Here is a 25,138-nt window from a genome sequence, read left to right as displayed (position 1 = left end):
TGCTTATTATTTATAAAATCGCGCTTTTTACTCGCCGATACAGTGTTTCTTATACGCAGAAGTATTATTCATAAACGATAGTATTGTTTATAAACAACATTGGTGAAGATCAATGTTCATGCGGGTTGTGGGGAGTAGCTTATAGTCCGGCGGCTCACAACCGTTTTAGCTAGCTTAAAGCGACTTTGATACCCAAACCGATTAACAGCCCACCGAGTAACTTATCGACAACTTTTTGCGCTTTCGCCAAACCACGGCGCACCGGTGCACTTTGAATCAGAATAACCAGCAAAGGCCACCAAATGACGGCCAGTACCCAGATGATTGAGGCGTACCACAGTTTTTCACCCACGCCGGAGTTAATCTGTAATATTTGGGTGAAAACGGCGAGGAAAAAGAGAGTCGCTTTGGGATTCAATAAATTGCAAAGGTATCCCTGCAAGAATGCGGCTTTCAGTGTGATGGGGGAGAGTGTGGTGCTATCGATGCTGAGTTTACTTTCTCCGCGCGATAACAATGCCTGGATACCAATCCAGATCAAATAGCAGGCTCCGGCATATTTCAGGAAGTTGAACAGCCAGGGTGTGGTGGTGATAACCACGGCCAGACCAGCTACGCAATAAGACATATGTGTAGCGACGCCCAAAATGACGCCGAGTGCTGTCATCATTGCTGCGGGGCGGCGATAGCGGGCGGCGTTTTTAATCACCAGAAAAAAATCAGGGCCGGGGGAGATCATCCCCAATGTAGCAATAGTTGCGACGAATAAAGAAGTTTCAAGCATAAGGGTACCGAGTGAGAGTGGTGCGTTCTGATGATAATAGCGCTACCGGGATTTCCCTGCATTTATCTTTTACTCTTTTGATGGATAGTGATGCACGAATATGAGTCTGGACAATGTGATAAGCAGTGACGTACCAAATCAGAAACAGCGGGAAATCACACGCTTGTGTATTAAGTGTGCATTGCTGCTGCTACAACACGGTGCAGAAAGTATGCTGGTTGAGCAACTAGCCGCTCGCCTTGGTATCGCTTTGGGGATGGACAGTGTCGAAAGCTCCATTTCAGCCAATGCCGTGGTGTTAACCACCATCAGCCGGGGCAATTGCCTGACATCCACCCGCAAAAATATTGACCGCGGTATCAACATGCACGTCGTGACGGAGGTGCAGCATATTGTGATTATGGCGGAGCATCATTTGTTAGATGTAAAAGATGTGGAAAAACGCCTTGAGCATATTAAGCCGCTGCGGTATCCGCGCTGGCTAGTGGTGGTGATGGTCGCCTTATCATGTGGCTGTTTTAGCAAGTTAAATGGCGGCGGTTGGGATGCATTTTTCATCACTTTCTTAGCCAGTGGGCTGGCGATGTTTGTGCGCCAAAGCTTAACGGCCCGCCATATGAACCCGCTGATTAACTTCTGTATCACCGCGTTTGTTGCGACATCCGTTTCTGGGCTATTAATGCGCTTACCGTTTTTCCACGAGGCCTCCAGTGTAGCAATGGCTGCGAGTGTGCTGTTGTTAGTTCCCGGATTCCCACTGATCAATGCGGTCGCCGATATGTTTAAAGGGCACGTGAATACGGGTCTTGCTCGTTGGGCAATGGCCAGTTTATTGACGTTATCAACCTGTATTGGGGTGATATTCGCGATGGCGACGTGGGGATTACGAGGATGGTGATGAATTTACTCTGGGCATTATTGCAAGATATGGTGTTGGCGGCTATTCCGGCGCTGGGTTTTGCGATGGTATTTAATGTGCCGGTGCGGGCATTACGCTACTGCGCATTGCTGGGTGCCGTTGGGCACGGCTCGCGCATGTTGATGATTCATTTTGGCATGAATATCGAACCAGCTTCATTATTGGCTTCAATTATGATTGGCGTCATCGGAATTAATTGGTCGCGCTGGTTGCTGGCGCACCCGAAAGTGTTCACTGTTGCCGCCGTCATTCCTATGTTCCCTGGGATTTCTGCTTACACCGCGATGATATCGGTCGTAGAGATTTCTCATCTGGGTTACACCGAGGCATTAATGTCCACGATGGTGACTAATTTCTTGAAGGCATCATTTATTGTCGGTGCGTTGTCGATTGGTTTATCCTTGCCTGGATTATGGTTATATCGCAAACGTCCTGGTGTATAAGGCTTTTTTTTCCCCTATTCTTTGTCTTGGGGTAGGAGCAGTCTTATATGTGTGATTAGTCTGCTTATCGCTATCGACGCTGGATTAGGCTTTCCGTATAGTGTGAGCAATTTTTCGGGACTGGCTCTCGCAGCCTACAGGGTTTAATAATGATTATCAGCCTGATCGCTGCATTGGCAGCGGATCGCGTTATTGGTATGGAAAACGCCATGCCATGGCACTTACCGGCTGACTTAGCGTGGTTCAAACGTAACACGCTAAATAAACCGGTAATTATGGGTCGCAAGACATTCGAATCTATCGGTCGCCCTCTACCTGGGCGGTTGAATATTGTTATCAGTAGCCAACCGGGCATTGATGACCGCGTGACATGGGCTACTTCTATTGATGATGCGCTTGCCTTGGCGGGTGATGTGGAAGAAGTGATGGTGATGGGCGGTGGACGTGTCTATAAGCAATTCTTAGACCGCGCTAACCGCATGTATCTCACTCACATTGATGCTGAAGTTGGTGGTGATACTCACTTCCCAGACTATGAGCCTGATGAATGGGAAAGCACCTTTAGTGAGTTCCATGATGCAGACGAGGCTAATTCACATAGTTATTGCTTCGAGATCCTCGAGCGTCGCTAATTGCAACTGCCATCCCAAATAAAAAAGCCTGCTTATTAACAGGCTTTTTTATGCTTATTTTCTAATTAATTATATTTTACAGGTAATTAGAAGAATCTTTTGCTGCTGCGGCTATTTCGTCAGTTTGGGTTATTTCAGCTTCAACTTTGAAAGCAGGTTGGGTGAAATAACGCTTATCTTCCCAACGGAGCAGGGTTAAATTACCTCCCCAGCAACAACCGGTATCCAGCCCATAAATCCCTTCAGGGACACCTTTTCCTTCCAGCGATGCCCAGTGACCAAAGATAATTGAATACTCAGGGCTGACCAGTCGCGGTAACTCAAACCAAGGTTTAAGTGGGGCAGGGGCATTTTCTGGCGTGTCTTTACAGATCATATCCAGTTGCCCATTTGGGAAGCAAAAACGCATACGAGTCAATGCATTAGTGCTAAAGCGCAAACGTGCTAACCCCGTCAATTCTGGTGACCAGTTGTTGGGCATATCACCGTACATTGCATCAAGGAATAGCGGGTAGCTGTCGCTGCTTAAGACTGCCTCTACTTCACGGGCACACATCTGGGCTGTTTCTATATCCCACTGAGGGGTAATACCGGCGTGGGCCATAATCAATTTTAATTCGTCATCAACCTGCAAAACCGGTTGGCGGCGTAACCAATTAATCAGCTCGTCAGCATCTGGGGCTTCAAGCAGTGGAGTGATGCGGTCTTTGGGTTTATTGCGGCTGATGCCAGCATAAACCGCCAGCAAATGCAGATCATGATTACCCAGAACCATCCGTACGGCTGGCCCTAGTGAGCGGACATAACGTAATACATCCAGTGAAGCCGGGCCTCGGGAAACTAAATCACCGGTCAGCCACAAAGTATCTTGCTGCGAGTCAAAGTTCACTTGCGCTAATAGCGCGAGTAACTCATCAAGGCAGCCATGAACATCGCCAATAAGATAAGTAGACATAGTTGAGGTCAGGGTTAATGGATAAGCGCGGGGATCGCTAAACGGAACACCGGAATCACAGTACGGAAAGCCTGACCGAGGTGGTCAACCATCTCATAATGCCCTTCCATGGTACCCAGCGGCGTTTCTAGCACAGCTCCGCTGGTGTATTGGAACTCGTTACCTGGCAGGATCAACGGCTGTTCGCCGATGACTCCTTCGCCCTGAACTTCTGTCTGTCGGCCATTGCTATTGGTAATTAACCAATAGCGGCCAATAAGTTGCACATTTGAACGGCCTAAATTACGAATCGTCACGGTATAGGCGAAGACAAAACGCTCTTCGTCAGGTATCGACTGAGTTTCCACATAGATACTTTGTACCTGTACACAAACGCGGGGCTGTTCAATCATAATGTGCTCCTGCTTATTCTTGTGGTGCCGATTGAGCTGAAAGCCAGTTCGCCAGCTTACAGTATTGTGCTACCGAAATATTCTCTGCCCGCATTATCGGGTCAATACCTAATTCGATTAATTGCTCTGAAGTGAATAGGTCACCCAAGCTATTACGCACGGTTTTTCTGCGCTGGTTGAATGCTTGCGTAGTAATGCGGGTCAGCATCCGCACATCGCCCACTGGGTTTGGCATATTCACATGAGGAATAAGACGCACCACGGCCGAATCCACTTTCGGGGCCGGGGTAAATGCAGTTGGCGGCACTTCCAGCACGGGAATGACGTTGCAATAGTATTGCGCCATTACTGTCAGACGGCCATAAGCTTTACTGTTAGGCCCTGCAACCAGGCGGTTAACCACCTCTTTTTGCAACATGAAATGCATGTCGCGGATTGCATTAGTATAGCTGAAAAGATGAAACATCAGCGGGGTAGAGATGTTGTAGGGCAAGTTACCAAAGACCCGTAATGACTGCCCTGCTTGCTCGGCTAGCTCAGAAAAATTGATTTTCATCGCATCTTCTTGATGAATAGTGAGCTTGTCTTTCAGTTGAGGATGGCTGGCCAGACGAGCAGCCAAATCGCGGTCTAGCTCGATGACTGTCATATGATCCATACGAGCGGCTACGGGTTCAGTCAATGCGCCTAAACCGGGGCCAATCTCCACCACTGCTTCACCGGGAACCGGGTGGATAGCGGAGACAATGCTGTCGATGACAAACTGATCGTTTAAAAAGTTTTGTCCAAAGCGTTTGCGGGCAAAGTGCCCTTGGTGGACTCTATTATTCATTGCTGTTATTTATCATTTTAATGGCTAAGTTTAATGCCGTAATGAAACTGCCGACATCGGCAGAACCGGTTGCGGCGAGTTCTAAAGCGGTACCGTGATCCACAGATGTGCGGATAAAAGGTAGCCCGAGTGTGATATTGACAGCTCGGCCAAACCCTTGATATTTCAATACTGGCAGCCCTTGATCATGGTACATGGCAAGAACGGCATCTGCATGTTGCAGATATTTGGGTTGAAATAGTGTGTCTGCGGGGAGCGGGCCGATAAGGTTTATTCCTTGCTGACGCAATGTATCTAACGCGGGAATAATGGTATCGATCTCTTCATGGCCCATATGACCACCTTCGCCCGCATGCGGATTAAGCCCACACACATAAATCTGTGGTTGGCTAATACCAAATTTGGTTTTCAAGTCATTATCAAGAATGGTGATAACTTCATGCAGACTCGCCTGAGTGATAGCCCCCGGCACTGCCAGTAAAGGCAAGTGAGTGGTTGCTAGCGCGACCCGCAACTCTTCTGTTGCCAACATCATCACCACCCGAGAGCAGAGGCTACGGTCAGCAAAGAACTCAGTGTGCCCGATAAAGGGGATACCCGCATCATTGATAATACTTTTTTGTACCGGGCCGGTGACCAATGCAGCGAATTCGCCACTGATTGCGCCATCACAGGCTTTAGCCAGTGTCTCCACCACATAGTGGCTGTTTCTGACATCAAGCTGACCGGGGGTCACCTCAGCGACAGTTTTCACTGGCAAGATAGTCAGAGTACCCGCGCGTTGTGCCAATGCGGGTTGATCTTGCTGATATTCACGTAGCTGCAATGGCAGGTTAAGTTGACTGGCACGAGCAAGTAGCAAGGCCGGATCAGCGCACACCACCAACTCAACAGGCCAATCCTGCTGCGCTAAGGCGATGACTAAATCCGGCCCAACCCCGGCAGGCTCGCCGGGGGTGATAACAATCCGATTATTGTGTTTTCGCATCACTACCATCAAGAATTTTCACATAAGCTGCGGCGCGTTGCTCTTGCATCCAGGTTTGAGCTTCTTCTGCAAACTTACGGCTAAAGAGCATACGGTACGCCCGATCTTTCTGTGCTGCATCAGTTTTGTCTACCTGACGGGTATCAACAACCTGAATTAAATGCCAGCCGAAAGAAGAATGAACCGGCGCACTGATTTCGCCTTTTTTCAGTTTCATCAGCGCATCACGAAATGCGGGATCATAAATATCTGGCGAAGCCCAACCCAAGTCACCGCCTTGCATAGCAGAACCCGGATCCTGAGAAATTTCTTTGGCGATAGTGGCGAAGTTGGCTTTCCCGCTCTTAATATCTGCAGCCGCAGCCGCTAACTTGGCACGGGCCTGATCGTCAGTCATGACGGGTGACGGTTTCAGCAAGATGTGGCGGGCGTGAACCTCGGTGACGGAAACCGAGTTATCAGCTCCACGGATATCATTCACTTTCAGAATATGGAAGCCGACACCGGAACGGATTGGACCAACAACATCACCTTTGCTAGCCGATTGCAGTCTTTCCGCAAACAAAGAAGGCAATTCCTGCAATTTACCCCAACCCATCTGGCCGCCTTTCAGCGCCTGAGAGTCAGCTGAGTTGGCGATAGCCAATTTACCAAAATCAGCGCCGCCTTTAATGTCAGATACTAATTTGTTAGCGACATCTTCAGCCTGATCAACCTGTTGTTGCGACGGATTTTCAGGTAATGGAATCAGGATGTGGCTGAGGTTCAATTCCGCATCACCGCTAGTTTGGTTGCCCACTTGCTTGGCCAGCGATTCAACTTCTTGCGGCAGAATAGTAATGCGACGACGCACTTCATTGTTACGCACTTCTGACGTCAGCATTTCTTTGCGGATCTGCTCACGGTAAGTGTCGTAATTCAGACCGTCAGCCGCTAAACGGCTACGCATCTGGTCAGGAGTCATCCGGTTTTGCGCGGCAATATCAGCAATAGCTTTATCCAGCGCTTCGTCACTGATGGTAATGCCCATCTTTTTCGCCATCTGCAATTGGATATTATCCATGATCAGGCGCTCAAGAATTTGATGACGCAATGTCGCATCATCTGGAACTTGTTGCCCAGCTTGCTGTGCATTCAGTTTCACGGATTGTAACAGACCGTCGACATCGCTTTGCAGGACGACGCCGTTATCAACCACTGCGGCAACTTTATCAACTTCTTGTGGTGCTGCGAACGCGGTATTGGCACAGACAACCAATCCGAGAATAAGCGTTCTCCAGTTCTTCATACCTTTTCCATTTATGTAATCCGCTTTTGCGGGTTAAAATTCACTGTATTCAGTGTGTTACACAGTATCAGAATGCACTTTGATAAGGCAGAATACCTGAGCCTAGCATCTGCGTAGTCCCCAGGCTATGGTCGCTGCTCAGACCACGTAATTCGATGTTAAAGCTAACTCTGTTGTCATATTTGCTGGTTTCATTTTGTGAATTCCAACCCGTGATTTTCCGTTCATAACCCAAGTTAATTGCCCAGCAGCAAGTATTGTATTGTACGCCAACCAATTGACTTGCGGGCTGATTGGCTTTGGTATCGTAATAATAAGCTCCAACCAATGCCCAGCGATCAGCAATTGGCCAACTGGCGGTAGTACCAATTTGAGAAATACCCTGTTGATAACCCGGGCTTTTCACGTTCGATACTGCTGCTTGAATATATTCCGGGCTGGCATAGCGATAATTCAATTGAATCATACGCTCAGAGTCTTTCCTATACTCCATTACCGCATTACCCAGGGTCAAACTCCCCAAGCGGGTATCATATTGCGCGCCGCCTTTCAGGCCCAGTTGATCACTAATGCGCCAGAAGCTATCACCCGCCCAAACCAAGCTACCGGTATCATCACTGTTATCGATGGTTTCACTATTACCCGTCCGCGAACGGCTAAAGTAATAGATTTGACCTACTGAAACGTTAAAACGTTCAACCAGTTCATCATCATAAATGCGAGAAGTTAAACCGGTAGACACCTGATTGGCTGAAGCTATGCGATCCAGACCACTATAAGTACGGTCACGGAACAGGCCGGAGTAGTCCGACTGCATCAGCGTGGTGTCGTAAATATAGATATCATCCTGATTCCGGTAAGGAACGTAGAGATATTGTGCGCGTGGTTCTAATGTTTGGGTGAAACCTGTCGCCCAGTCCATTGGCCGATCAAAGACCACTTTACCGTCGACTTTAAACTGTGGCATCACGCGGTCAACCGAGTCTTTCAAGTTGGGCGGGGTTGCACCACCATTCTGTCTTCTATAGTAGTTGGCAAAGCCGTCTGGCACATCTTGCTGATAATGGGTTGCCAGTAATTTAGCTTCGGTATTTAAGCTACCCCAACCGTTAGACAACGGCAGATTAACTGAGGGTTCGATGTGGAAACGGCTGGCTTCCGGATTATACGGATTGACACTGGTGAATTTGACCGCCTGGCTATAGACGTGTAAATCAAACGGACCAAGATCATTTTTGTAGTAGTTCATGTCCAGCTGAGGCTGGGCGCGGTAAGCATTACTGTTACCACCGGTAGTAAATACCTGGAACTGTTTGGACGCCAGGGTGGCATCCCAGTTCTGGTTAGCATAACCCACACTGAAAATTTGTGTGGCATAGCCGTCAGTGGTCGAACCGTATTGTGAGGTTAAATCGGTAAAGTAATCTGGGTCACTGACACGGGTATAGTTGACGTTGAAGCGCCAAACTTTATCCATCACACCCGAATGGCTCCAGTAGTATAACCAGCGGGTAGGATCTTGCTCTTTGCCATCAACGCCATGGTATAAGCGGTCACTCGGTAACCAATCCAACGCCATGGTGCCAGAACCAGGAGCCAGCAAATAGCGGAACTCATTTTGCCACTGCAAACCACGCCGCTCCATATAATGAGGGGTGATGGTGGCATCAAAGTTTGGCGCAATGTTCCAATAATACGGCAGCATAAATTCAAAGCCGTTATTACTGGTGTACTTAGCATTTGGGATCAGGAAACCAGATCGGCGTTTGTCGCCCACCGGTAATTGCATGTACGGGCTATAGAACACCGGCACTTTGCCAATTTTAAAACGCGCATTCCAGATTTCTGCGACTTGCTCTTCGCGGTCATGGATCACTTCGGAGCCGACTACGCTCCAGCTATTATCGCCGGGTAAGCAAGAAGTGAATGTCCCATTCTCTAAAATGGTATAGCGGTTTTGACCGCGTAATTTCATCTGGTCAGCATCACCACGCCCCTGACGACCGACCATCTGATATTTGCCTTTATCCATATCAGTGTCTTTGGTATTCAGGTTTGACCAGCCTTTCGGCCCTTTCAGCTTAATTTGCGGATCGTCGTAATTAACGTCACCGGTCGCTGTGACGGTACGCACCGGGATAGCTTCGCTCGGTTTCTGTACTTGAGTGAGTTCGACCTGATTAGCCGTCAGGGTGCTATTGCCTTGTTGGACAATAACATTGCCGGTAAAAAGGGCATTATCCGGGTAATTGGCTTCGGTTTTATCCGCATTAATACGGACCGGCAGCTGGTTCGGATCGCCAGTGACCAAAGGTTGGTCATAGGTCGGTACTCCAAGCATACATTGCTCGGAAAGGTCAGCCAGAGTGTGCTGGCTATATAGTGCCGTCCATATCAATGTGGCCAGCAGTGTTGGGAATCTTTTTTTCATACGCGGTTTTGGTGTTCCGTCATCGGGGGGCATCATGCCGGCAAACGGTCTGAGACTATATTACTCATCACAGTTGCGCTAGTGTTAAATCCGGCCGTTTACACGTCTCGTTGTTAGGCGCTGAGCTGAATGCCGAGTATGATAATGCAAATTTTGACTGACGGCATGATGAATTGAGGAGTATATGCGGTATTGGGGAAAACTGCTCGGTCTGATATTGGGCTTTATGTCCGGTGGCGTCTGGGGTGCAATCTTGGGGTTGCTTGTTGGCCATATGGTCGACAAGGCGCGTAGCACTAAGCGCCGCGGCTATTTTGCCGATCAACAAACACGACAATTAATTTTTTTCCGCACCACTTTTCAGGTTATGGGGCATTTAACCAAGGCCAAGGGGCGGGTGACGGAGGTCGATATTCAACTTGCCAGTCAATTGATGGACAGAATGCAATTGCATGGCGAGGCGCGAACAGCAGCACAGCAAGCGTTTCGCGAGGGGAAAGAGAGTGGGTTCCCGTTGCGTGAAAGATTGCAGGAACTCCGTGGTGTTTGCTTTGGTCGTTTTGATTTAATTCGGATGTTTCTGGAAATTCAGCTACAAGCCGCATTTGCTGACGGCTCTTTGCATCCTAATGAACGGCAGGTTTTGTATGTCATTGCTGAAGAATTGGGGATCTCCCGTGGTCAGTTTGATCAGTTCCTGAGCATGATTGAGGGCGGGCGTCAGTTTGGCGGTGGCGGTTGGCAAGGCCAACAGAGTGGTTATTCTCAAGGCGGCTACCAGCAAGCGCCACAAGGCCCGACATTAGAGGACGCCTGCAAAGTGCTGGGAGTGAGCAGCACGGATGATAGTGTGACCATCAAACGGGCTTACCGTAAGCTTATGGGAGAGCATCATCCAGATAAGCTGGTGGCGAAAGGTTTGCCGCCGGAAATGATGGAGATGGCTAAGCAAAAAGCCCAAGAAATTCAAGCCGCGTATGATTTGATTAAGCGCGAGAAAGGATTTAAGTAAGGGTTGTGGTGTCAGCAAAACCAAAACTAGATCGGATCTTCTGTTCCGATCTAGTTTGATTCTGGCGCGATCTTCTAGTGAAAAGTTAAAATAGTAAAAGTTAAAACTCGGGATCGCATTTAAAATGCATTGCTGTGCCAAATTCCGGGTGAGTGATACATAACTCTTGAGCATGTAACTGCAACCGGGGGGCCATCGCTTTTGCTGCGGGATGGGCATAGAAGCCATCACCGAGGATCGGGTGACCCATCGCCAGCATATGAACCCGTAATTGGTGTGAGCGGCCTGTAATGGGGGATAACTTCACTCGCGTACTGCCATCAGCATCCCGAGACAGCACTTGATACTGAGTTTGCGAGGATTTACCGGTTTCGTAACACACTTTTTGTTTGGGCCGGTTCGGCCAGTCGCAAATTAAAGGCAGGTCAATCAGCCCTTCATCTTGCGCCAAATGGCCCCACACCCGCGCAATATAAGACTTTTTCGGCTCGCGCTCGCGAAATTGCCGCTTCAGCTCGCGCTCAGCCGCTTTGGTTAATGCCACCACAATCACGCCACTGGTCGCCATATCCAGCCGGTGAACAGATTCAGCCGTCGGAAAATCGGCCTGAATACGTGTCATGATGCTGTCTTTGTTCTCCGGCGCACGACCCGGTACAGAAAGTAATCCGCTCGGTTTATTCACCACCATGATGTGCTCATCCTGAAACAGGATGAGCAGCCAAGGGTCGAGTGGGGGGGTATAGGGTTCCATTACTGGTGCGTCACCACGACTAAACGAATAGCATCCAAACGCCAGCCCGCCTGATTCAGGTTTTCCAGCACCATTTTACGGTTATGTTCCAGAGTCTCTATTTCGTCATCACGAATATTGGGGTTAACCGCTTTTAGGGCTTCCAGACGTGAAAGTTCAGTGCTCAGTTTGTCATCCGCTTCATGTTTAGCCGCTTCAATCAGTAAACGTGCCTGTTCTTCAATCAGGGCTTCTGCTTGCTGCAACATTGCATGAACTTCTTGCTGAACCGCATTGACCAATTTGCTGGAGGTATGGCGATTGACGGCATTTAGTTGGCGATTAAAGCTTTCAAATTCAACCTGCGCGGCCAAATTGGTGCCATTTTTGTCCATCAGCATCCGCACCGGCGTCGGCGGTAAGAAGCGAGTCAGTTGTAAGTGTTTTGGTGCTTGCGCTTCGACCACATAGACCAACTCCGCGAGCAGAGTACCGACCGGCAATGCTTTGTTTTTCAACAAAGAAACTGCACAACTGCCGGTGTCGCCGGATAAGATCAGATCCAAGCCGTTACGGATGATCGGGTGCTCCCAACTGACAAACTGAGCATCTTCGCGCGATAACGCCTGTTCGCGATCGAATGTCACTGTGCAGCCATCTTGCGGCAGCCCAGGGAAGTCCGGCACCAGCATGTGGTCAGAGGGGGTCAGCACAATTAAATTGTCGCTGCGATCTTCTTGATTGATACCCACAATATCGAACAGATTCAGGGCGAAACTGACCAAATTGACGTCATTGTCTTGGTCGGCAATGATTTGCGCCAGTTCTTGCCCATGTTCGCCGCCGTTGGAGTGCATTTCTAGCAGGCGGTCACGGCCCTGTTCCAATTGGAGTTTCAGCCCTTCGTGCTGCTGGCGGCAGGCGTGGATAAATTCATCCAAACCTTCCTGTTCATTCGGCGTCGCCAGATAGGTAATCAATTCCTGATAGCCACTGTCATAAATGGTACGGCCAGTCGGGCAGGTGTGCTCGAAAGCATCCAAACCTTCGTGATACCAGCGCACCAGCACGGCTTGCGCAGTATTCTCCAGATAAGGCACCATGATTTGAATTTCACGGTTTTGACCAATCCTGTCCAGGCGGCCAATACGTTGTTCGAGCAAGTCTGGGTTAAAAGGCAAATCGAACATCACCAATTGGCAAGCAAACTGGAAGTTGCGCCCTTCGGAGCCGATTTCTGAACACAGTAATACCTGCGCGCCATCTTCTTCAGAAGCAAAATAGGCCGCCGCACGGTCGCGTTCAATCAGTGATAAACCTTCATGGAATACGGCCGCGCGGATAGCTTCGCGCTCGCGCAATACTTGCTCAAGCTGTAAGGCGGTGGCGGCTTGGGCGCAGATAACCAGCACTTTCTCACTGCGATTTGCAGTCAGATAGTTAAGCAGCCATTCAACCCGCGGGTCAAAGTTCCACCAAGTGGCATTTTCGCCCTCAAATTCTTGGTAGATTTGTTCTGGGTAAAGCATGTCTTTGGCGCGTGCTTCCAGGGTTTTTTTCGCACCCATAATGCCAGAGACTTTAATGGCTGTTTGGTATTGAGTCGGCAGTGGCAGCTTAATCTGATGCAAAACACGATGTGGGAAGCCTTTCACCCCATTGCGGGTGTTGCGGAACAAGATACGGCTGGTGCCGTGTCTGTCCATCAGCATGGTCACCAGCTCTTGGCGGGCGGCTTCGCTGTCTTCAGTTTGACTGTTTGCCGCTTTCAGCAGCGGTTCAATATCTTGCTCATTAATCAGCTCGCCGAGCAGATTCAGCTTGTCATCAGTTAAGCGCTCACCGCCCAGCAGCAATGTCACAGCATCGGCGATGGGGCGGTATTTTTGCTGCTCATTAACGAATTCTTCGTAATCGTGGAAGCGGTCGGGATCAAGCAAGCGCAAACGGGCAAAGTGACTTTGCTGGCCTAATTGCTCTGGGGTGGCGGTCAACAGCAACACGCCGGGGATATGCTCGGCCAGCTGTTCAATAACTTGATATTCGCGGCTCGGGGCTTCTTCACTCCAGGCCAGATGGTGCGCTTCATCCACCACCAGCAGATCCCAGGAAGCATCCGCCAACTGTTCCAGGCGCTGTTTATTACGGCGTACAAAATCCAGTGAGCAAATGACCATTTGTTCAGTTTCAAACGGATTGGTGCTGTCGAGTAGGGACTCGGAATAGCGGCTGTCATCAAACAGCGAGAAGCGCAGATTAAAGCGGCGCAGCATTTCGACCAACCACTGATGCTGCAAGCTTTCCGGCACCACAATCAGGATGCGCTCAGCACGGCCTGACAGTAGTTGCTGGTGGATAATCATCCCGGCTTCGATGGTTTTACCCAAGCCGACTTCATCGGCCAGCAATACACGCGGTGCATGGCGCTGGCCCACTTCATAAGCAATATGTAATTGGTGCGGGATCAGGCTGGCGCGGATGCCGCGCAGGCCACTCCACGGCAAGCGGAACTGCTCACTTTGATATTTACGGGCGCGGAAACGCAGCGCGAATCGATCCATACGATCGATTTGGCCTGCAAATAATCTATCCTGCGGTTTGCTAAAAGTCAGTTTGCTATCGAGCAACACTTCACGCATAGAAACGCCGGTTTCTTCGGTATCCAGGCGGGTGCCGATATAGGTAATCAGCCCATTCTCCTCAGACACCTCTTCCACTTTCAGCTGCCAGCCTTCGTGGTGAGTGATGGTATCACCCGGATTGAACATGACACGGGTAATTGGCGAGTCATTTCTGGCGTAAAGGCGGTTTTCACCGGTGGCGGGAAACAGTAAGGTGATCATGCGTACGTCAATGGCAACGACGGTACCCAATCCAAGTTCGCTTTCTGTATCGCTGATCCAGCGTTGACCAAGTGTAAAAGGCATAAATTATCGGCTCGATTTTTTTGTTGGACAGTTATTAGTAAAAAGGTTTTTGTAAATTTAAGTACGTATAGAGAACAAAAATAAAATGACTGGCAATAGTCTACCGCCCACGCAGCTTACGTGGCTGACGAGTCTGTCTGAAAATGACAGGATTCGATTACACGGTTAATTATAACCAGTCGGTTATGTCAATGTGATTGATGCGAATTTTGGCAAGGGCGCTATGGTAATGGAAGCAGGGCCTTTCGTCACCTGTAAAATACCCGTCATATTTCAAGCTGCATGTGTGTTGGCTGCTTTCGCTCATCGGGATTAATGAGCCTCATCCTTGAGGCTCACCCTGCGGGCTAGCATAAATGCTGTTCAAATCGGTTCCCGACCGATTTGTCATTCGCTTGCCGCCTTCCTGCAACTCGAATTATTTAGGATATTAAGGTATCAGAATAGCCCCATCTGACCGGTTATCAGTGTCGTGAAGTCATCGTGTATAAAAGGCAGTATAGCATCGGCCACGGGTTGGAGCTGTCGAGTCAGGTAGTGATCGTAATCAATCGGGGACTGCCGGGTTTCGAGGGGTTCGGGGCCAGCGGTGGTCATGACATAACTTATCCAGCCACCATTTTGATATTGCAATGGCCGCCCAAGCTTACGGTTGAATTCATCCGCCAGGCGCGCGGCTCTGGCATGTGGCGGGACATTGCGCTGGTAGTCGTCGAGTCGACGGCGCAAGCGCTTGCGGTAAATCAGTTGCTCATCCAGCTCGCCATTGAGGGTTCGGGCGACATAATCGCGCACATAGTCCTGATAGGGTTGCTGCTGGAAAATCCGCAGGTACAGCTCGCGCTGGAATTGCTGGGCCAATGGTGTCCAGTCAGTGCGCACCGTTTCCAGCCCCTTATAGATCATTTGATCGCCCGTCGGGGTGGAAATTAGCCCGGCATAGCGCTTTTTACTGCCTTGCTCCGCGCCTCGGATGGTGGGCATCAAGAAGCGCCGATAGTGAGTTTCAAATTCTAATTCCAGCGCGCAGGGCAAATCATAGGTTTCGCGGATATGGGTTTGCCACCATTGATTGACATACCGCACCAGCTCTTGGCCAATGCGCGAAGCTTGTTCTTCACTGTGGGCATTTTTCAGCCAAACAAAGGTTGAATCGGTATCGCCATAAATAACCTGATAGCCCCGTGCTTCAATCAATTCACGGGTTTGGCGCATGATGTCGTGGCCGCGCAGGGTAATTGAAGATGCCAGCCGGGGATCAAAAAATCGGCATCCGCTGGAACCCAATACACCATAAAAGGCATTCATGATTATCTTCAGTGCTTGGGATAATGGCTTGTTTTGCTGGCATTTTGCGGCTTCGCGCCCCTGCCAGATCTGGTTAACAATCGCCGGCAGACAGTGTTTTTCGCGTGAGAACCAGGCACCACGAAAACCCGGCACCGAATGTTGTTCATCGGGTTGAGACATTCCTTCAACCAATCCAACTGGATCAATCAAAAAAGTGCGGATAATCGAGGGATACAGGCTTTTGTAGTCGAGCACCAGCACCGAGTCATACAAGCCCGGCTGAGAATCCATCACAAAACCGCCGGGGCTATGTTCTTCCGGCAACTCGCCTAAATTGGGCGCGACATAGCCGATACGGTGCATTCGGGGCATATAAAGGTGGGTAAATGCTGCCACTGAGCCGCCACTGCGGTCCGCCGCCAGCCCGGTGACGGTCGAGCGCTCAAGTAAGAAACTCAGCAGCTCGGTTTTGGCAAAAATCCGCGTCACTAACTCGCAGTCTTTCAGGTTGTAGTGGGCCAGTGCCGGTTTATCATGGGCAAAACGGTGGTTGATTTCATCCATTCGCTGATAGGGGCTATCACTGGCTTTCCCCTCACCCAGCAAGGTCTGGGAGACAGATTCCAGACTAAATGACGGGAAATTCCAGGTGGCAGATTTCAATGCTTCAATCCCATCGATAATCAACCGCCCGGCAGCGGAAGCAAAGAAATGCCCCTGCTTAAAACCGTGTTCTCGCCATTCCAGCAGGTTGCCACCCCGGCCAAAGCGCAATGGGATTTGATAGCGGTCGGCGTGTTTTTGTAGCACGCGCAAATCAAATTGCACCAGATTCCAGCCGATGATGGCATCGGGATCATGCCGTTCCAGCCATTGATTTAGTTTTTCCAGTAACAGCGGGCGGCTGGCGACATATTCCAGCTTGAAATCCAGTGCGGCTTCATCGGCTTGATCGCCATTGGGTGGCCCCAGCATGTAAACCTGCCGCTGGCCGCAGCCCTCTAAACCAATGCAATAAAGCTCGCCGTGTTCGCTGGTTTCGATATCCAGTGACAGCAGTTTTAGGGTTGGGCGGTAGTCCTCAGCCGGTTTCATTTGGGTATTGAGCAGCGGGCCGTGGCCATTATCTTCGCCGCTAAACCAGACCGGCGCGGTAATAAAACGCTCCATTAAAAAGCGTTCTGGCGGGCGAATGTCACCTTCATAGACATTCACGCCACTTTCTCTGAGCAGTTTTTCCAGGCGGATTAGCTGGCGATGTTGGCTGCAATACAGCCCCAAAACCGGGCGTTGATGGAAATCGGTCAGTTCCAGCGGGCGCAGTTGCCAGCGGCGTTCATTGCGCAGCACGGTTTCAGCCCGTTGCCGTTGTTCGGCCGGGATAAATGCCACCGAGGGTTGAGGCGGCAGTCTAACTTGCTGTGGGCCGTCATCGGTGGCTAACCAGAATTCAACTTCGGTGCCAGCCTGCGTGTCGCGCCAGTGGCGGGTGAGCAGGAAGCCCTGACGGGTTTTCCCCACGGTGCTAACCTTTAATAAAGAAATGAATGGATAACGCTTGGAAAATCATGTCACCTTAGTATGGTTATTTATACAGTATTTGTCTATTTTAATGATGACTTACCATTAATTCATACAATTCCTTGATTGACTCATTTCTCGCTGCGCTGGACAATCCCCCGCGCCTGAACCTTGGGTATTAACCAACGGACAAATCTATGGAAGCCTATTTATTACATTTATTGACACAATCTCTGGCTTTCACGCTATTTGTCGTCATGTTAGTCACTTTTATCGAATCTTTAGCTCTGGTGGGGATGTTGTTGCCCGGCACGGTGATGATGACCACGGTGGGCGCGTTGATTGGCAGCGGGGAAGTGGGTTTTTATTCTGCCTGGGCCGCCGCGACTGTGGGCTGTCTGGTGGGGGATTGGGCTTCGTATTTTATTGGCCGCCGCTTCAAAGAGCCGCTGCATCGCTGGTCTTTCCTGAAAAAGCATAAATCGCTGTTGGCGAAAACTGAGCATGCTTTGCATAACCACAGCATGGCAACGGTACTGCTGGGGCGCTTTATCGGCCCAACGCGGCCTATCGTCCCGATGGTGGCGGGGATGCTAAACCTGCCGCCAGTAAAATTCGCGTTGCCGAATGTGATTGGTTGCCTCACTTGGCCGCCGCTCTATTTCTTCCCCGGCATACTGGCTGGCGTGGCCATTGATATCCCGCCGAATGCCAACAGTTATATGTTTAAGTGGCTATTATTTGTCGTGGTGGTACTGATTTGGCTGGCGTGTTGGTTGTCATGGCGCTGGTGGCGCTTTGGAAAACGCAGCCCGGACCGCCTAAGCAAATGGCTGCCTTTGGCCCGCTTGCGCTGGGTGACGGTGCTGTCCATTATGGTGGCGATTGCCAGTTTTGTCTGGCTCCATATGCAGCCCATCATGCCGCTTTATCGTCATCTGTTATGGAAGGTTCTCACGGGGCAGTAATCCCCAGCACCCTGGCCTCGGGGGCTGTGCCCTTGACCAGTGCCTGAGTGGGGCCGTCGTAGTAAATGCGGCCATCCACTACCAATAAAGTGCGCTCGGCAATGCGGGCGGCGTCATCCAGATTGTGCGACACCATCAGCAAAGTTAATTGGCGATTTTCGCAGACGTTTTCGACCAATTGCAGCATTTCATTGCGCAGTGCCGGGTCTAATGCGGAAAACGGCTCATCCAGCAGCAGGATGGGTTGACTGCGCACCAGACAGCGCGCCAGTGCTGCCCGTTGGCGTTGGCCGCCGGAAAGCTGCGCTGGTAGCCGGTCAAGACACTGTTCCAATCCAACTTGTTGCGCTATCTGGCCGAGCAGTAATTTTTGCTCATGATTGAGTTTTAGCCCTGGATGCAAACCCAGCCCAATGTTCTGTTCGATATTCAAATGCGCGAACAGATTATTTTCCTGAAATAACATGGATACCGGCCTTTTGGCGGGCGGTGTCAGGATATGGTCTTGATTATTCAGCAGCATTTGGCCACTGGCCGGAGCCAAAAAGCCCGCAATTAAGCTCAATAGCGTGCTTTTACCCGCCCCACTGGGGCCAAGGATAGCCACCCGCTCACCGGCTTGGATGCGCAAATCAAAACGCATCGGTAAGTGGTCGTATAAATAGGTGATTTTCTCAAGCTTTAGCATGGCGGCTCGGCAGTTTTTCAATAAGAGTAAACAGCAGGAAACACAGTAACAGCAGCAGCAGGGCGGTCACCGCGCCATCATTGCTGCGATAAGAACCTATCTGTTGATAGAGATAAAATGGCAGGGTGCGGAAATGTTCGTTACCAAACAGCGCGACCACGCCAAAATCCCCGATAGAAAGCACACTGGCGAAGGCCAGAGCTTGAGCCAGCGGGCGTTTCAGCGCCCGTAACTCAATGTGGCGCACACGGTGCCAGCCGCGAATATCCAGTGATAAACACAGCGGCGTATAGCGCTCAGCCAAGTCTCGCATCGGGTTATCCAACACTTTTAATGCATAGGGCACCGCCATCAGCGCATTGGTCAGCATCACCAGTGCATAAGGCGATTGCGGCAAGCCCAGTGTGTCATTGAGCAATAAGAAAAAGCCGGTTGCCAGCACGATCCCTGGCATCGCCAGAATCACCATGCCGCTGATGTCCAATACTTGCCCGTAAGCCGCGTGGTGGCGCAGTTTCAGCTCACGGCTGCTCCATAACAGCATCATGGTCAGAGTGACACACAATAATCCGGCCCCAATAGCGATAGTCAGTGAGGTAAAGAAAGCTTGCCACAGCGCCGGTTGCTGTAGCACGGTCAAGATTGTTTTATTGCTGCCATCAATTACAACAGCCAGCAATGGCGGCACCATCAATAATAACGCCGCCCCGATTAACAGTGTATCGCTGATGCGCGACCAGCGACTGTCTTGCTGACTGCGCCACTCCTGAGCATGGGTATTCCCCACCGCCAGAACAGAGCTTAGCCGTTGGCTCAGCACCACCAATCCCAGACAACAACCCAGTTGAATCAGTGCCAATAATGCGGCGCGCCCTAAATCATAGTCATAGCTAAGCGCCTGATAAATCGCTAGTTCGATGGTGGTGGCTTGCGGCCCGCCGCCCAGAGAAAGCACGGTGGCAAAGCTGGCAAAACACAGCATGAAAATCAGCGCGGCAGTCGGCAGAATTTGGCGGCGCAGATAGGGCCACTCGACCCAGCGAAAATGCTGCCAGCCGTTCATGCCCAATTGGGCGGCTAACTGGCGCTGTTCAACAGCAATGCTTTCCAATGACTGCAATAACAAGCGGGTTGCCAGCGGCATATTAAAGAAAATATGCGCCAGCAAAATCCCTTGTAAACCATAGGGCGAGAAGCGGTAATCCACCTCCAGCCAGCCCAATAATGCCGCCAGCCAACCTTGGCGGCCATAAACCGTCAGGATGCCGAAAATGGCGACCAGCACCGGCAGCACCAGTGTCATGGCGCATAAGCGCAGCATCAATTGGCGGCCGGGGAAGCGGCGGCGATATAAGGCGCGCGCCAAAAAAATCGCCGGAATAACAGACAGCAGCGCAGAGAGAAACGCCTGCCAGAAAGTGAAGCGAATGACATGCCACAGATAACTGTCATGCCAGATGCTTTGCCAGTCTGCCGCAGGCGCATGACGCCAGATAGCGGTGAACGCCAGTAAGGCGACACCGGTTATCAGCAAGGCGACCAGTAGCCCCGGCCATAGCCACGTGGGGATCAGTGGCTGACGGCGGATTGCCATGCTTGAATCCATTTACCGCGATTATCAGCCACGTCTTTTGCATCAAACTGCAAAGCTTTTTGCGGCACGGTGAGTGTTTCAAATCCAGCCGGTAAATCCATTTTGATGACTGGATACATCCAGTTACCGGTCGGGATATGATTCTGGAATGCAGGAGTGACCATAAATTGCATAAAGCGCTGCGCCAGTTCCGGTTGTTTGCTGGATGCGACCACACCGGCCACTTCCACTTGCAGATAGTGGCCTTCACTGAAATCAGCCGCCGCATAGTTGTCTTTCTTCTCTGCAATCAGATGATAAGCCGGAGAAGTGGTGTAGCTCAGCACTAAATCACCTTCACCTTTCAGGAACAAGCCGTAAGCTTCACTCCAGCCTTTGGTCACGGTGACGGTTTTTTTCGCCAATTTCTGCCAGGCTTGCGGGGCTTGGTCGCCATAGACTTTTTGCATCCACAACATTAAACCGAGGCCCGGTGTGCTGGTGCGCGGGTCTTGATAAATCACTTTCCACGGCGCTTTGCTGTCGACTAATTCTTGCAGGCTTTTCGGCGGGTTTTTCAATTTGTTTTTATCATACACAAAAGCAAAATAGCCGTAATCGTAGGGGACGAAAGTTTTATTTTGCCATTTTTCCGGCAAAGTCAGATGGCTGGTATCTACCTGACTTGGCACGAATAATCCGGTTTGCTCTGCCGCTTGCAGCAGATTGTTATCCAAGCCCAACACCACATCGGCCTGGCTATTTTTACCCTCCATCCGCAAGCGGTTTAGCAGGGAAACGCCATCTTCCAGCGCCACAAATTTAAGCTGGCAATCACACTCAGCTTCAAAGGCTTTTTTAATCGACGGCCCCGGGCCCCAATCAGCCGCGAAAGAATCATAGGTATAAACTGTCAAGGTGGGTTTATCAGCAGAGACGGCAGCGGCAGACAGAAAAAACAAGCAGGAAATCATGCGTTTAAACACTTTGCACTCCTTAAGGATAAAGGTGGCAAAGGTATCTGAGGCGGTAAATAACAGAATGATACGGTGTTATTTTTCTCAAATCCCTCCGCCGGTGTTAACCGGATCAGGTTCGACGGGTTTGCTCTCAGCTAACTTGCGGTTTTTCTGCAAGTTAGCACCCCGTTGAGACGGCGCTATTGTAGAGTTTAATTGGCGTGGGTGAAAGTGAGTTTATGAGGAGATACGATATTTATCGGCAAGATAGAGTCGCGAGTTGGGGTGCTCCGTTCTATGGATAGAACAAACGATTTGCAATAATGTCGCATATAAGTGACAATTCTATAAAAATATAAGGATGGGAACAGGGATGTACCAAACTGAATATTATCAAGACAAAAATGAGAAAAAACCGTTCAAAATTTGGCTTGATAAACTGAGAAAGAAGGAGCCGCGTGCCGCCGCCAAAATTGATGTTGCATTAGACCGTGCCGAAGCTGGAAACTTTGGGTTTCAGCAGTTTGCACGCGATGGCGTGTGGGAAATAAAGATAGAGTACGCGACTGGATATCGGATTTATTACTCAATAGAAAACGGGAAAATAATCTTACTTCTTATTGGGGGAACAAAAAAATCCCAGGATAGTGATATAAACAAAGCCGTTAAGTATTTGGCTGATTATAAAAAGAGGTCAAAACCATGATTGAAAATGATACTGCGGCGAAAGCTGTTTTACCGTCGACCAGCCGCGATGTAGAGATGATCGAGGCGCTTAGAGCGGATCCTGCGTATGCCGAGATCTATCTTCAAACTGCATTGGAAGAAATCTACGAGATTGGCGGCATTGCTGCTTTCCTCACCGCTTTACGTCGCGTGATTGAAGCTCGTGGTGGTGTTAGTGAGATTTCGAAGAAATCCGGCATTGCTCGCCAGCATATTTACAAAGCATTATCAGCGAATGGGAACCCGACAATCAGCACGCTTACGGAGCTAACCCGCGCGGCAGGTGTCAGACTGACGCCATCTCAACACGTGTAATCGGAGTACTTTTTGAACATCAGAAACCGCCCATATTTTGCGTCACTCATAAATTCTGCTGAATATTATTTACAGCAGGGCGGGCGAAAGTGAGTTTAGCCCTCTGGCGGTGTAAACCAGGCCGATTTGAAGTCAAACCAGCCGAGTGTGTTCATCCGCACCCCGCGCATACTGTGCTGCCCATATAATTCTAGCCAGTGATGGAACAGTGGGTGAAATTGATTCTGGCTGACCAAACGCTGGCTCCATTCCGCCATCGGCAAAGCATTATTTCGCCATAATTCAACATCTTGGTGCAGCTTCTCATCCAGACAATATTGCAGCAATGGCAGCTCATACAAGGTGGCAAACAGGGAAAATTCCAGCGGCAGATAAAAATTGGCGCTGCCGAGCCAGATGTCGCTCTGTGCATCCCCTTGATACCAGCTGACATAATCCACCACATTTATGGTCAATTTGACCCCATGTGCAGCTAATAATGTGGTCAATGTTTGGCTGATAGCATCAAACTCTGAATGGTGACTGTAAAAAGTCAGTGTCAGTTCGGTCAAACCTTCTGGTTTCGCTTCCAGTACCCTGAGCCGGTTATGATGCCAGCGCGGCAACATGCCGTAAGCCGGTGACCAGTAGCGCTGATAAAAGGGATCGGCATGGCTGAGTAGGGCGACGGGGGTGATGAGTTCACAGAGCCAACGGCGGATATCAGGATTGCAGGTTTGGGGAGATCGCTGGTCGAATAGCAGAAAATAACAGCCTTCTTCCAGCCGACTTTCCAGCTCATTTTTACTGGTATCATCAGCTTGCAATTGTACTCCGGAATAAACCAATTCTTCAGACAGCTCCGGCAACACCCAAATATTGACCTCATCAATCAGTGCACGGAAACCAAAATAATTATCAAATGCCTGAATTTTCAATTGGCTATGATGATTTCGAATCACGGAATAAGGGCCAGTCCCAATAGGATGTCGGCGGAAGTCCGGCTGATTTTCCCACTCTTGCGGCAAGATCATGGCGTGTACACTGCCCAACAACCACGGCAGCCAGCAGTCCGGGGTACTGAGATGCACATCAATCACATACGGCGTCGGTGAGCGCACCTCCGTGATATGTGAAAACAGCGGTTGGGGGATTAACCGGGTCAGGCTGGTAATCACATCATTCATTTCCAGTTCACGGCCATGGTGAAAATGAATAGCCGGGCGCAAATAAAAGCGCCAATGCAATGGGCTGATAGCTTGCCAGTGATGAGACAAATCCGGCTCCAGTTCCCCATTTTCCTCATTTATCCGCGTCAGGCTGTTAAAAATCTGCCGCACCATATGGGTTTCTGAGCGGCGCAGCGCGGTGCCGGGTAATAGATTTTGTAAGGGGCGGTAATAGAGTACCCGCAGAATATGTTTACCTTGCCGGAAGCTGCGCCCTAACTGAGATAGCAGCATTTGGCGCACCGCTTTTTTATCCCCGACCAACTGCACCAACTGATCAATACTTTCTTGTTCCAGTAACTCTTCGGCCCGCTGCTGTTGTAAGGCCAAACCGGAGCAGAGGAAGGTCAGTTGTGAGCGCTTACCTCGGCCAGCTTCCGCCTGCCAACTTAGCCAACCCTCTTGCTGCATACTGCCCAATAAGGAGCGCACATGGCGGCGCGAGCAACAGAGCACATCAGCCAGCTCCTGCAAGGTGGTTTCTGTGGGCAAACCGCTAAAACGTTGCCAAAGGCGAATGAACTGCTGTTGCAAGCGTGAGGTAGACATAAAAGAGGAACTCCGCGGCAAATTTCATCAATTTTTCTTTCCCTATATTACGCGGATACTACCTGCCAATGAAAGCGGGTTAGTCAGCGAATGGGAGGAATAGATGATTTTTAATTTACAACGTTATTCCACTCATGACGGCCCTGGCATTCGTAGTGTGGTGTTCCTCAAAGGTTGTTCGCTGAGTTGCCGCTGGTGCCAAAACCCCGAAAGCCGCTCACGTGAGCCGGAGCTGTTATTTGACCCGCGCTTGTGTTTACCCGGTTGCGATTTATGTCATCAGACTTGCCCGCAAGCAATCCAACATATTGATAATAAAATTGTTATTCAGCGTCAGCTATTGGCTGGGGACGACCTTCAAGCACTGAAAACGCGCTGCCCCAGTGGTGCGTTGACGGTGTGCGGTGACCCCATTGATATTGACGGCACCATGGCGATATTGCTGCGCGATTTGCCATTTTATCGGCGCAGTGGCGGCGGGGTGACATTATCTGGCGGCGAACCTTTTATGCAGCCGCAAGTGGCCGCTGAATTATTGCAGCGCTGCCATCAGTTGGGCATTCATACCGCGGTTGAATCTTGTCTGCATACCCCGTGGCGCTATATCGCCCCCTCTTTGCCGTGGCTGGATTTGATGTTGGCGGACTTGAAACACACCAATGAGCGCCGTTTTCAACAGTGGACCGGCGGCTCGGCCAAACGGGTGATGGATAACTTCCGCAAATTAGCGGCAGCGGGCACCGATATCAGGGTGCGGGTGCCTTTAATCCCGGATTTCAATGCTGACCGCCGCTCGGTGCAAGGAATTGTCGATTTTGCTGCGGATGAGATTGGCGTGAAAGAAATTCATTTTTTGCCTTATCACACTCTGGGCATCAATAAATATTCGCTGTTGGGTGAAAAGTATCTGGCGGCAAGTACACCTTTGGACTCTCCTTCCCTGCTGGCTTTCGCGGAAAGTTATGCCCGTGACAAGGGCCTGACGGCAATCTTAAGAGGATGACG

22 protein-coding genes and 1 riboswitch are annotated in these 25,138 nt (G+C 50.2%); of the genes, 8 read left to right on the top strand and 14 right to left on the bottom strand.

Annotation, left to right across the window (positions count from 1 at the left end; genetic code table 11):
• Positions 1-169: 169 nt before the first annotated feature.
• The gene (locus FTA91_RS10080) at positions 170-784 is read right to left on the bottom strand and encodes a LysE family transporter (RefSeq protein WP_050113669.1); all 615 of its coding nucleotides are present in this window, start codon (positions 782-784) and stop codon (positions 170-172) included.
• 100 nt (positions 785-884) lie between these two features.
• Here FTA91_RS10080 and FTA91_RS10075 point away from each other — a divergent pair, with 100 nt between their 5' ends.
• The 3 genes from FTA91_RS10075 to folA all read left to right on the top strand — a co-directional run bounded on the left by FTA91_RS10075 (position 885) and on the right by folA (position 2,778).
• Positions 885-1,682: a threonine/serine exporter family protein gene (locus FTA91_RS10075; protein WP_050113670.1), complete on the top strand. Its 798-nt coding sequence runs from the start codon at positions 885-887 to the stop codon at positions 1,680-1,682.
• Positions 1,682-2,146: a threonine/serine exporter gene (locus FTA91_RS10070; protein ID WP_172460423.1), complete on the top strand. Its 465-nt coding sequence runs from the start codon at positions 1,682-1,684 to the stop codon at positions 2,144-2,146. Before FTA91_RS10075 ends, FTA91_RS10070 begins: the two co-directional genes overlap by 1 nt.
• A gap of 149 nt (positions 2,147-2,295) precedes the next feature.
• Entirely contained in the window at positions 2,296-2,778 is a 483-nt protein-coding gene (gene folA, locus FTA91_RS10065; protein ID WP_050113671.1) for a type 3 dihydrofolate reductase, read from the top strand.
• Positions 2,779-2,854: 76 nt separating this feature from the next.
• Here the strand turns inward: folA and apaH are convergent, their stop codons facing one another.
• The 6 genes from apaH to lptD form a co-directional block, all read right to left on the bottom strand.
• Positions 2,855-3,733 carry a bis(5'-nucleosyl)-tetraphosphatase (symmetrical) ApaH gene (apaH, locus tag FTA91_RS10060; RefSeq protein WP_145583262.1) on the bottom strand — a complete coding sequence of 293 codons (879 nt, stop codon included), beginning with the start codon at positions 3,731-3,733 and terminating at the stop codon, positions 2,855-2,857.
• Between the two features lie 14 nt (positions 3,734-3,747).
• Positions 3,748-4,125, bottom strand: coding sequence for a Co2+/Mg2+ efflux protein ApaG (gene apaG / locus FTA91_RS10055; RefSeq protein WP_032820792.1), 378 nt, complete (start codon positions 4,123-4,125; stop codon positions 3,748-3,750).
• A gap of 13 nt (positions 4,126-4,138) precedes the next feature.
• The gene (gene rsmA, locus FTA91_RS10050) at positions 4,139-4,957 is read right to left on the bottom strand and encodes a 16S rRNA (adenine(1518)-N(6)/adenine(1519)-N(6))-dimethyltransferase RsmA (RefSeq protein ID WP_032820794.1); all 819 of its coding nucleotides are present in this window, start codon (positions 4,955-4,957) and stop codon (positions 4,139-4,141) included.
• Positions 4,950-5,945 (bottom strand): 4-hydroxythreonine-4-phosphate dehydrogenase PdxA, encoded by a 996-nt coding sequence (gene pdxA / locus FTA91_RS10045; RefSeq protein WP_050113750.1) that lies wholly within the window; start codon positions 5,943-5,945, stop codon positions 4,950-4,952. The genes rsmA and pdxA overlap by 8 nt, the downstream gene beginning before the upstream one ends.
• Positions 5,929-7,233 carry a peptidylprolyl isomerase SurA gene (surA, locus tag FTA91_RS10040; RefSeq protein WP_050113673.1) on the bottom strand — a complete coding sequence of 435 codons (1,305 nt, stop codon included), beginning with the start codon at positions 7,231-7,233 and terminating at the stop codon, positions 5,929-5,931. The genes pdxA and surA overlap by 17 nt, the downstream gene beginning before the upstream one ends.
• Before the next feature lie 67 nt (positions 7,234-7,300).
• A complete protein-coding gene (gene lptD / locus FTA91_RS10035) occupies positions 7,301-9,664 on the bottom strand; it encodes an LPS assembly protein LptD (protein ID WP_050113674.1) in 2,364 nt (787 codons plus the stop codon).
• Between the two features lie 184 nt (positions 9,665-9,848).
• On the opposite strand from lptD, the gene djlA reads away from it, so the two are divergent.
• Positions 9,849-10,676: a co-chaperone DjlA gene (gene djlA, locus FTA91_RS10030; protein WP_038636370.1), complete on the top strand. Its 828-nt coding sequence runs from the start codon at positions 9,849-9,851 to the stop codon at positions 10,674-10,676.
• 100 nt (positions 10,677-10,776) lie between these two features.
• Here the strand turns inward: djlA and rluA are convergent, their stop codons facing one another.
• The 3 genes from rluA to FTA91_RS10015 all read right to left on the bottom strand — a co-directional run bounded on the left by rluA (position 10,777) and on the right by FTA91_RS10015 (position 17,147).
• On the bottom strand, positions 10,777-11,430 hold the full coding sequence (gene rluA / locus FTA91_RS10025; protein ID WP_145534293.1) for a bifunctional tRNA pseudouridine(32) synthase/23S rRNA pseudouridine(746) synthase RluA: 654 nt from the start codon (positions 11,428-11,430) through the stop codon (positions 10,777-10,779).
• The gene (gene rapA, locus FTA91_RS10020) at positions 11,430-14,336 is read right to left on the bottom strand and encodes an RNA polymerase-associated protein RapA (RefSeq protein ID WP_050113676.1); all 2,907 of its coding nucleotides are present in this window, start codon (positions 14,334-14,336) and stop codon (positions 11,430-11,432) included. The genes rluA and rapA overlap by 1 nt, the downstream gene beginning before the upstream one ends.
• 438 nt (positions 14,337-14,774) lie before the next feature.
• Entirely contained in the window at positions 14,775-17,147 is a 2,373-nt protein-coding gene (locus FTA91_RS10015) for a DNA polymerase II (protein WP_050113677.1), read from the bottom strand.
• 197 nt (positions 17,148-17,344) lie between these two features.
• Between FTA91_RS10015 and FTA91_RS10010 the strand changes: the two genes are divergently transcribed.
• On the top strand, positions 17,345-18,115 hold the full coding sequence (locus tag FTA91_RS10010) for a DedA family protein (RefSeq protein ID WP_145583261.1): 771 nt from the start codon (positions 17,345-17,347) through the stop codon (positions 18,113-18,115).
• Here FTA91_RS10010 and thiQ read toward each other — a convergent pair.
• Genes thiQ through thiB form a run of 3 tightly spaced genes read right to left on the bottom strand, consistent with a single transcriptional unit; the run spans position 18,102 to position 21,362 of the window.
• Positions 18,102-18,803, bottom strand: a complete 702-nt coding sequence (gene thiQ / locus FTA91_RS10005) for a thiamine ABC transporter ATP-binding protein ThiQ (protein WP_050113679.1) — start codon at positions 18,801-18,803, stop codon at positions 18,102-18,104. The genes FTA91_RS10010 and thiQ overlap by 14 nt on opposite strands.
• Entirely contained in the window at positions 18,790-20,397 is a 1,608-nt protein-coding gene (gene thiP / locus FTA91_RS10000; protein ID WP_145583259.1) for a thiamine/thiamine pyrophosphate ABC transporter permease ThiP, read from the bottom strand. Before thiP ends, thiQ begins: the two co-directional genes overlap by 14 nt.
• Positions 20,373-21,362, bottom strand: a complete 990-nt coding sequence (gene thiB, locus FTA91_RS09995) for a thiamine ABC transporter substrate binding subunit (protein ID WP_050113681.1) — start codon at positions 21,360-21,362, stop codon at positions 20,373-20,375. The genes thiP and thiB overlap by 25 nt, the downstream gene beginning before the upstream one ends.
• A 62-nt stretch (positions 21,363-21,424) precedes the next feature.
• A riboswitch (TPP riboswitch) is annotated at positions 21,425-21,534 on the bottom strand.
• Between the two features lie 174 nt (positions 21,535-21,708).
• Between thiB and FTA91_RS09990 the strand changes: the two genes are divergently transcribed.
• Positions 21,709-22,041: a type II toxin-antitoxin system RelE/ParE family toxin gene (locus FTA91_RS09990; protein WP_145534302.1), complete on the top strand. Its 333-nt coding sequence runs from the start codon at positions 21,709-21,711 to the stop codon at positions 22,039-22,041.
• Complete coding sequence (locus FTA91_RS09985) at positions 22,038-22,376, top strand: helix-turn-helix domain-containing transcriptional regulator (RefSeq protein ID WP_145534303.1); 339 nt, start codon at positions 22,038-22,040, stop codon at positions 22,374-22,376. Before FTA91_RS09990 ends, FTA91_RS09985 begins: the two co-directional genes overlap by 4 nt.
• A 95-nt stretch (positions 22,377-22,471) precedes the next feature.
• On the opposite strand, the gene sgrR is transcribed toward FTA91_RS09985, so the two are convergent.
• The gene (gene sgrR / locus FTA91_RS09980) at positions 22,472-24,133 is read right to left on the bottom strand and encodes an HTH-type transcriptional regulator SgrR (protein ID WP_050113682.1); all 1,662 of its coding nucleotides are present in this window, start codon (positions 24,131-24,133) and stop codon (positions 22,472-22,474) included.
• Between the two features lie 103 nt (positions 24,134-24,236).
• Here sgrR and FTA91_RS09975 point away from each other — a divergent pair, with 103 nt between their 5' ends.
• Positions 24,237-25,136: a glycyl-radical enzyme activating protein gene (locus FTA91_RS09975; protein WP_145583257.1), complete on the top strand. Its 900-nt coding sequence runs from the start codon at positions 24,237-24,239 to the stop codon at positions 25,134-25,136.
• The last annotated feature ends 2 nt before the right edge of the window (positions 25,137-25,138 follow it).

Origin of the sequence: Yersinia thracica (genome assembly GCF_902170565.1) — a bacterium.
In the GTDB taxonomy this organism is placed as follows: Bacteria; Pseudomonadota; Gammaproteobacteria; order Enterobacterales; family Enterobacteriaceae; genus Yersinia; species Yersinia thracica.
This window is presented reverse-complemented; position numbering and strand designations above follow the sequence as displayed.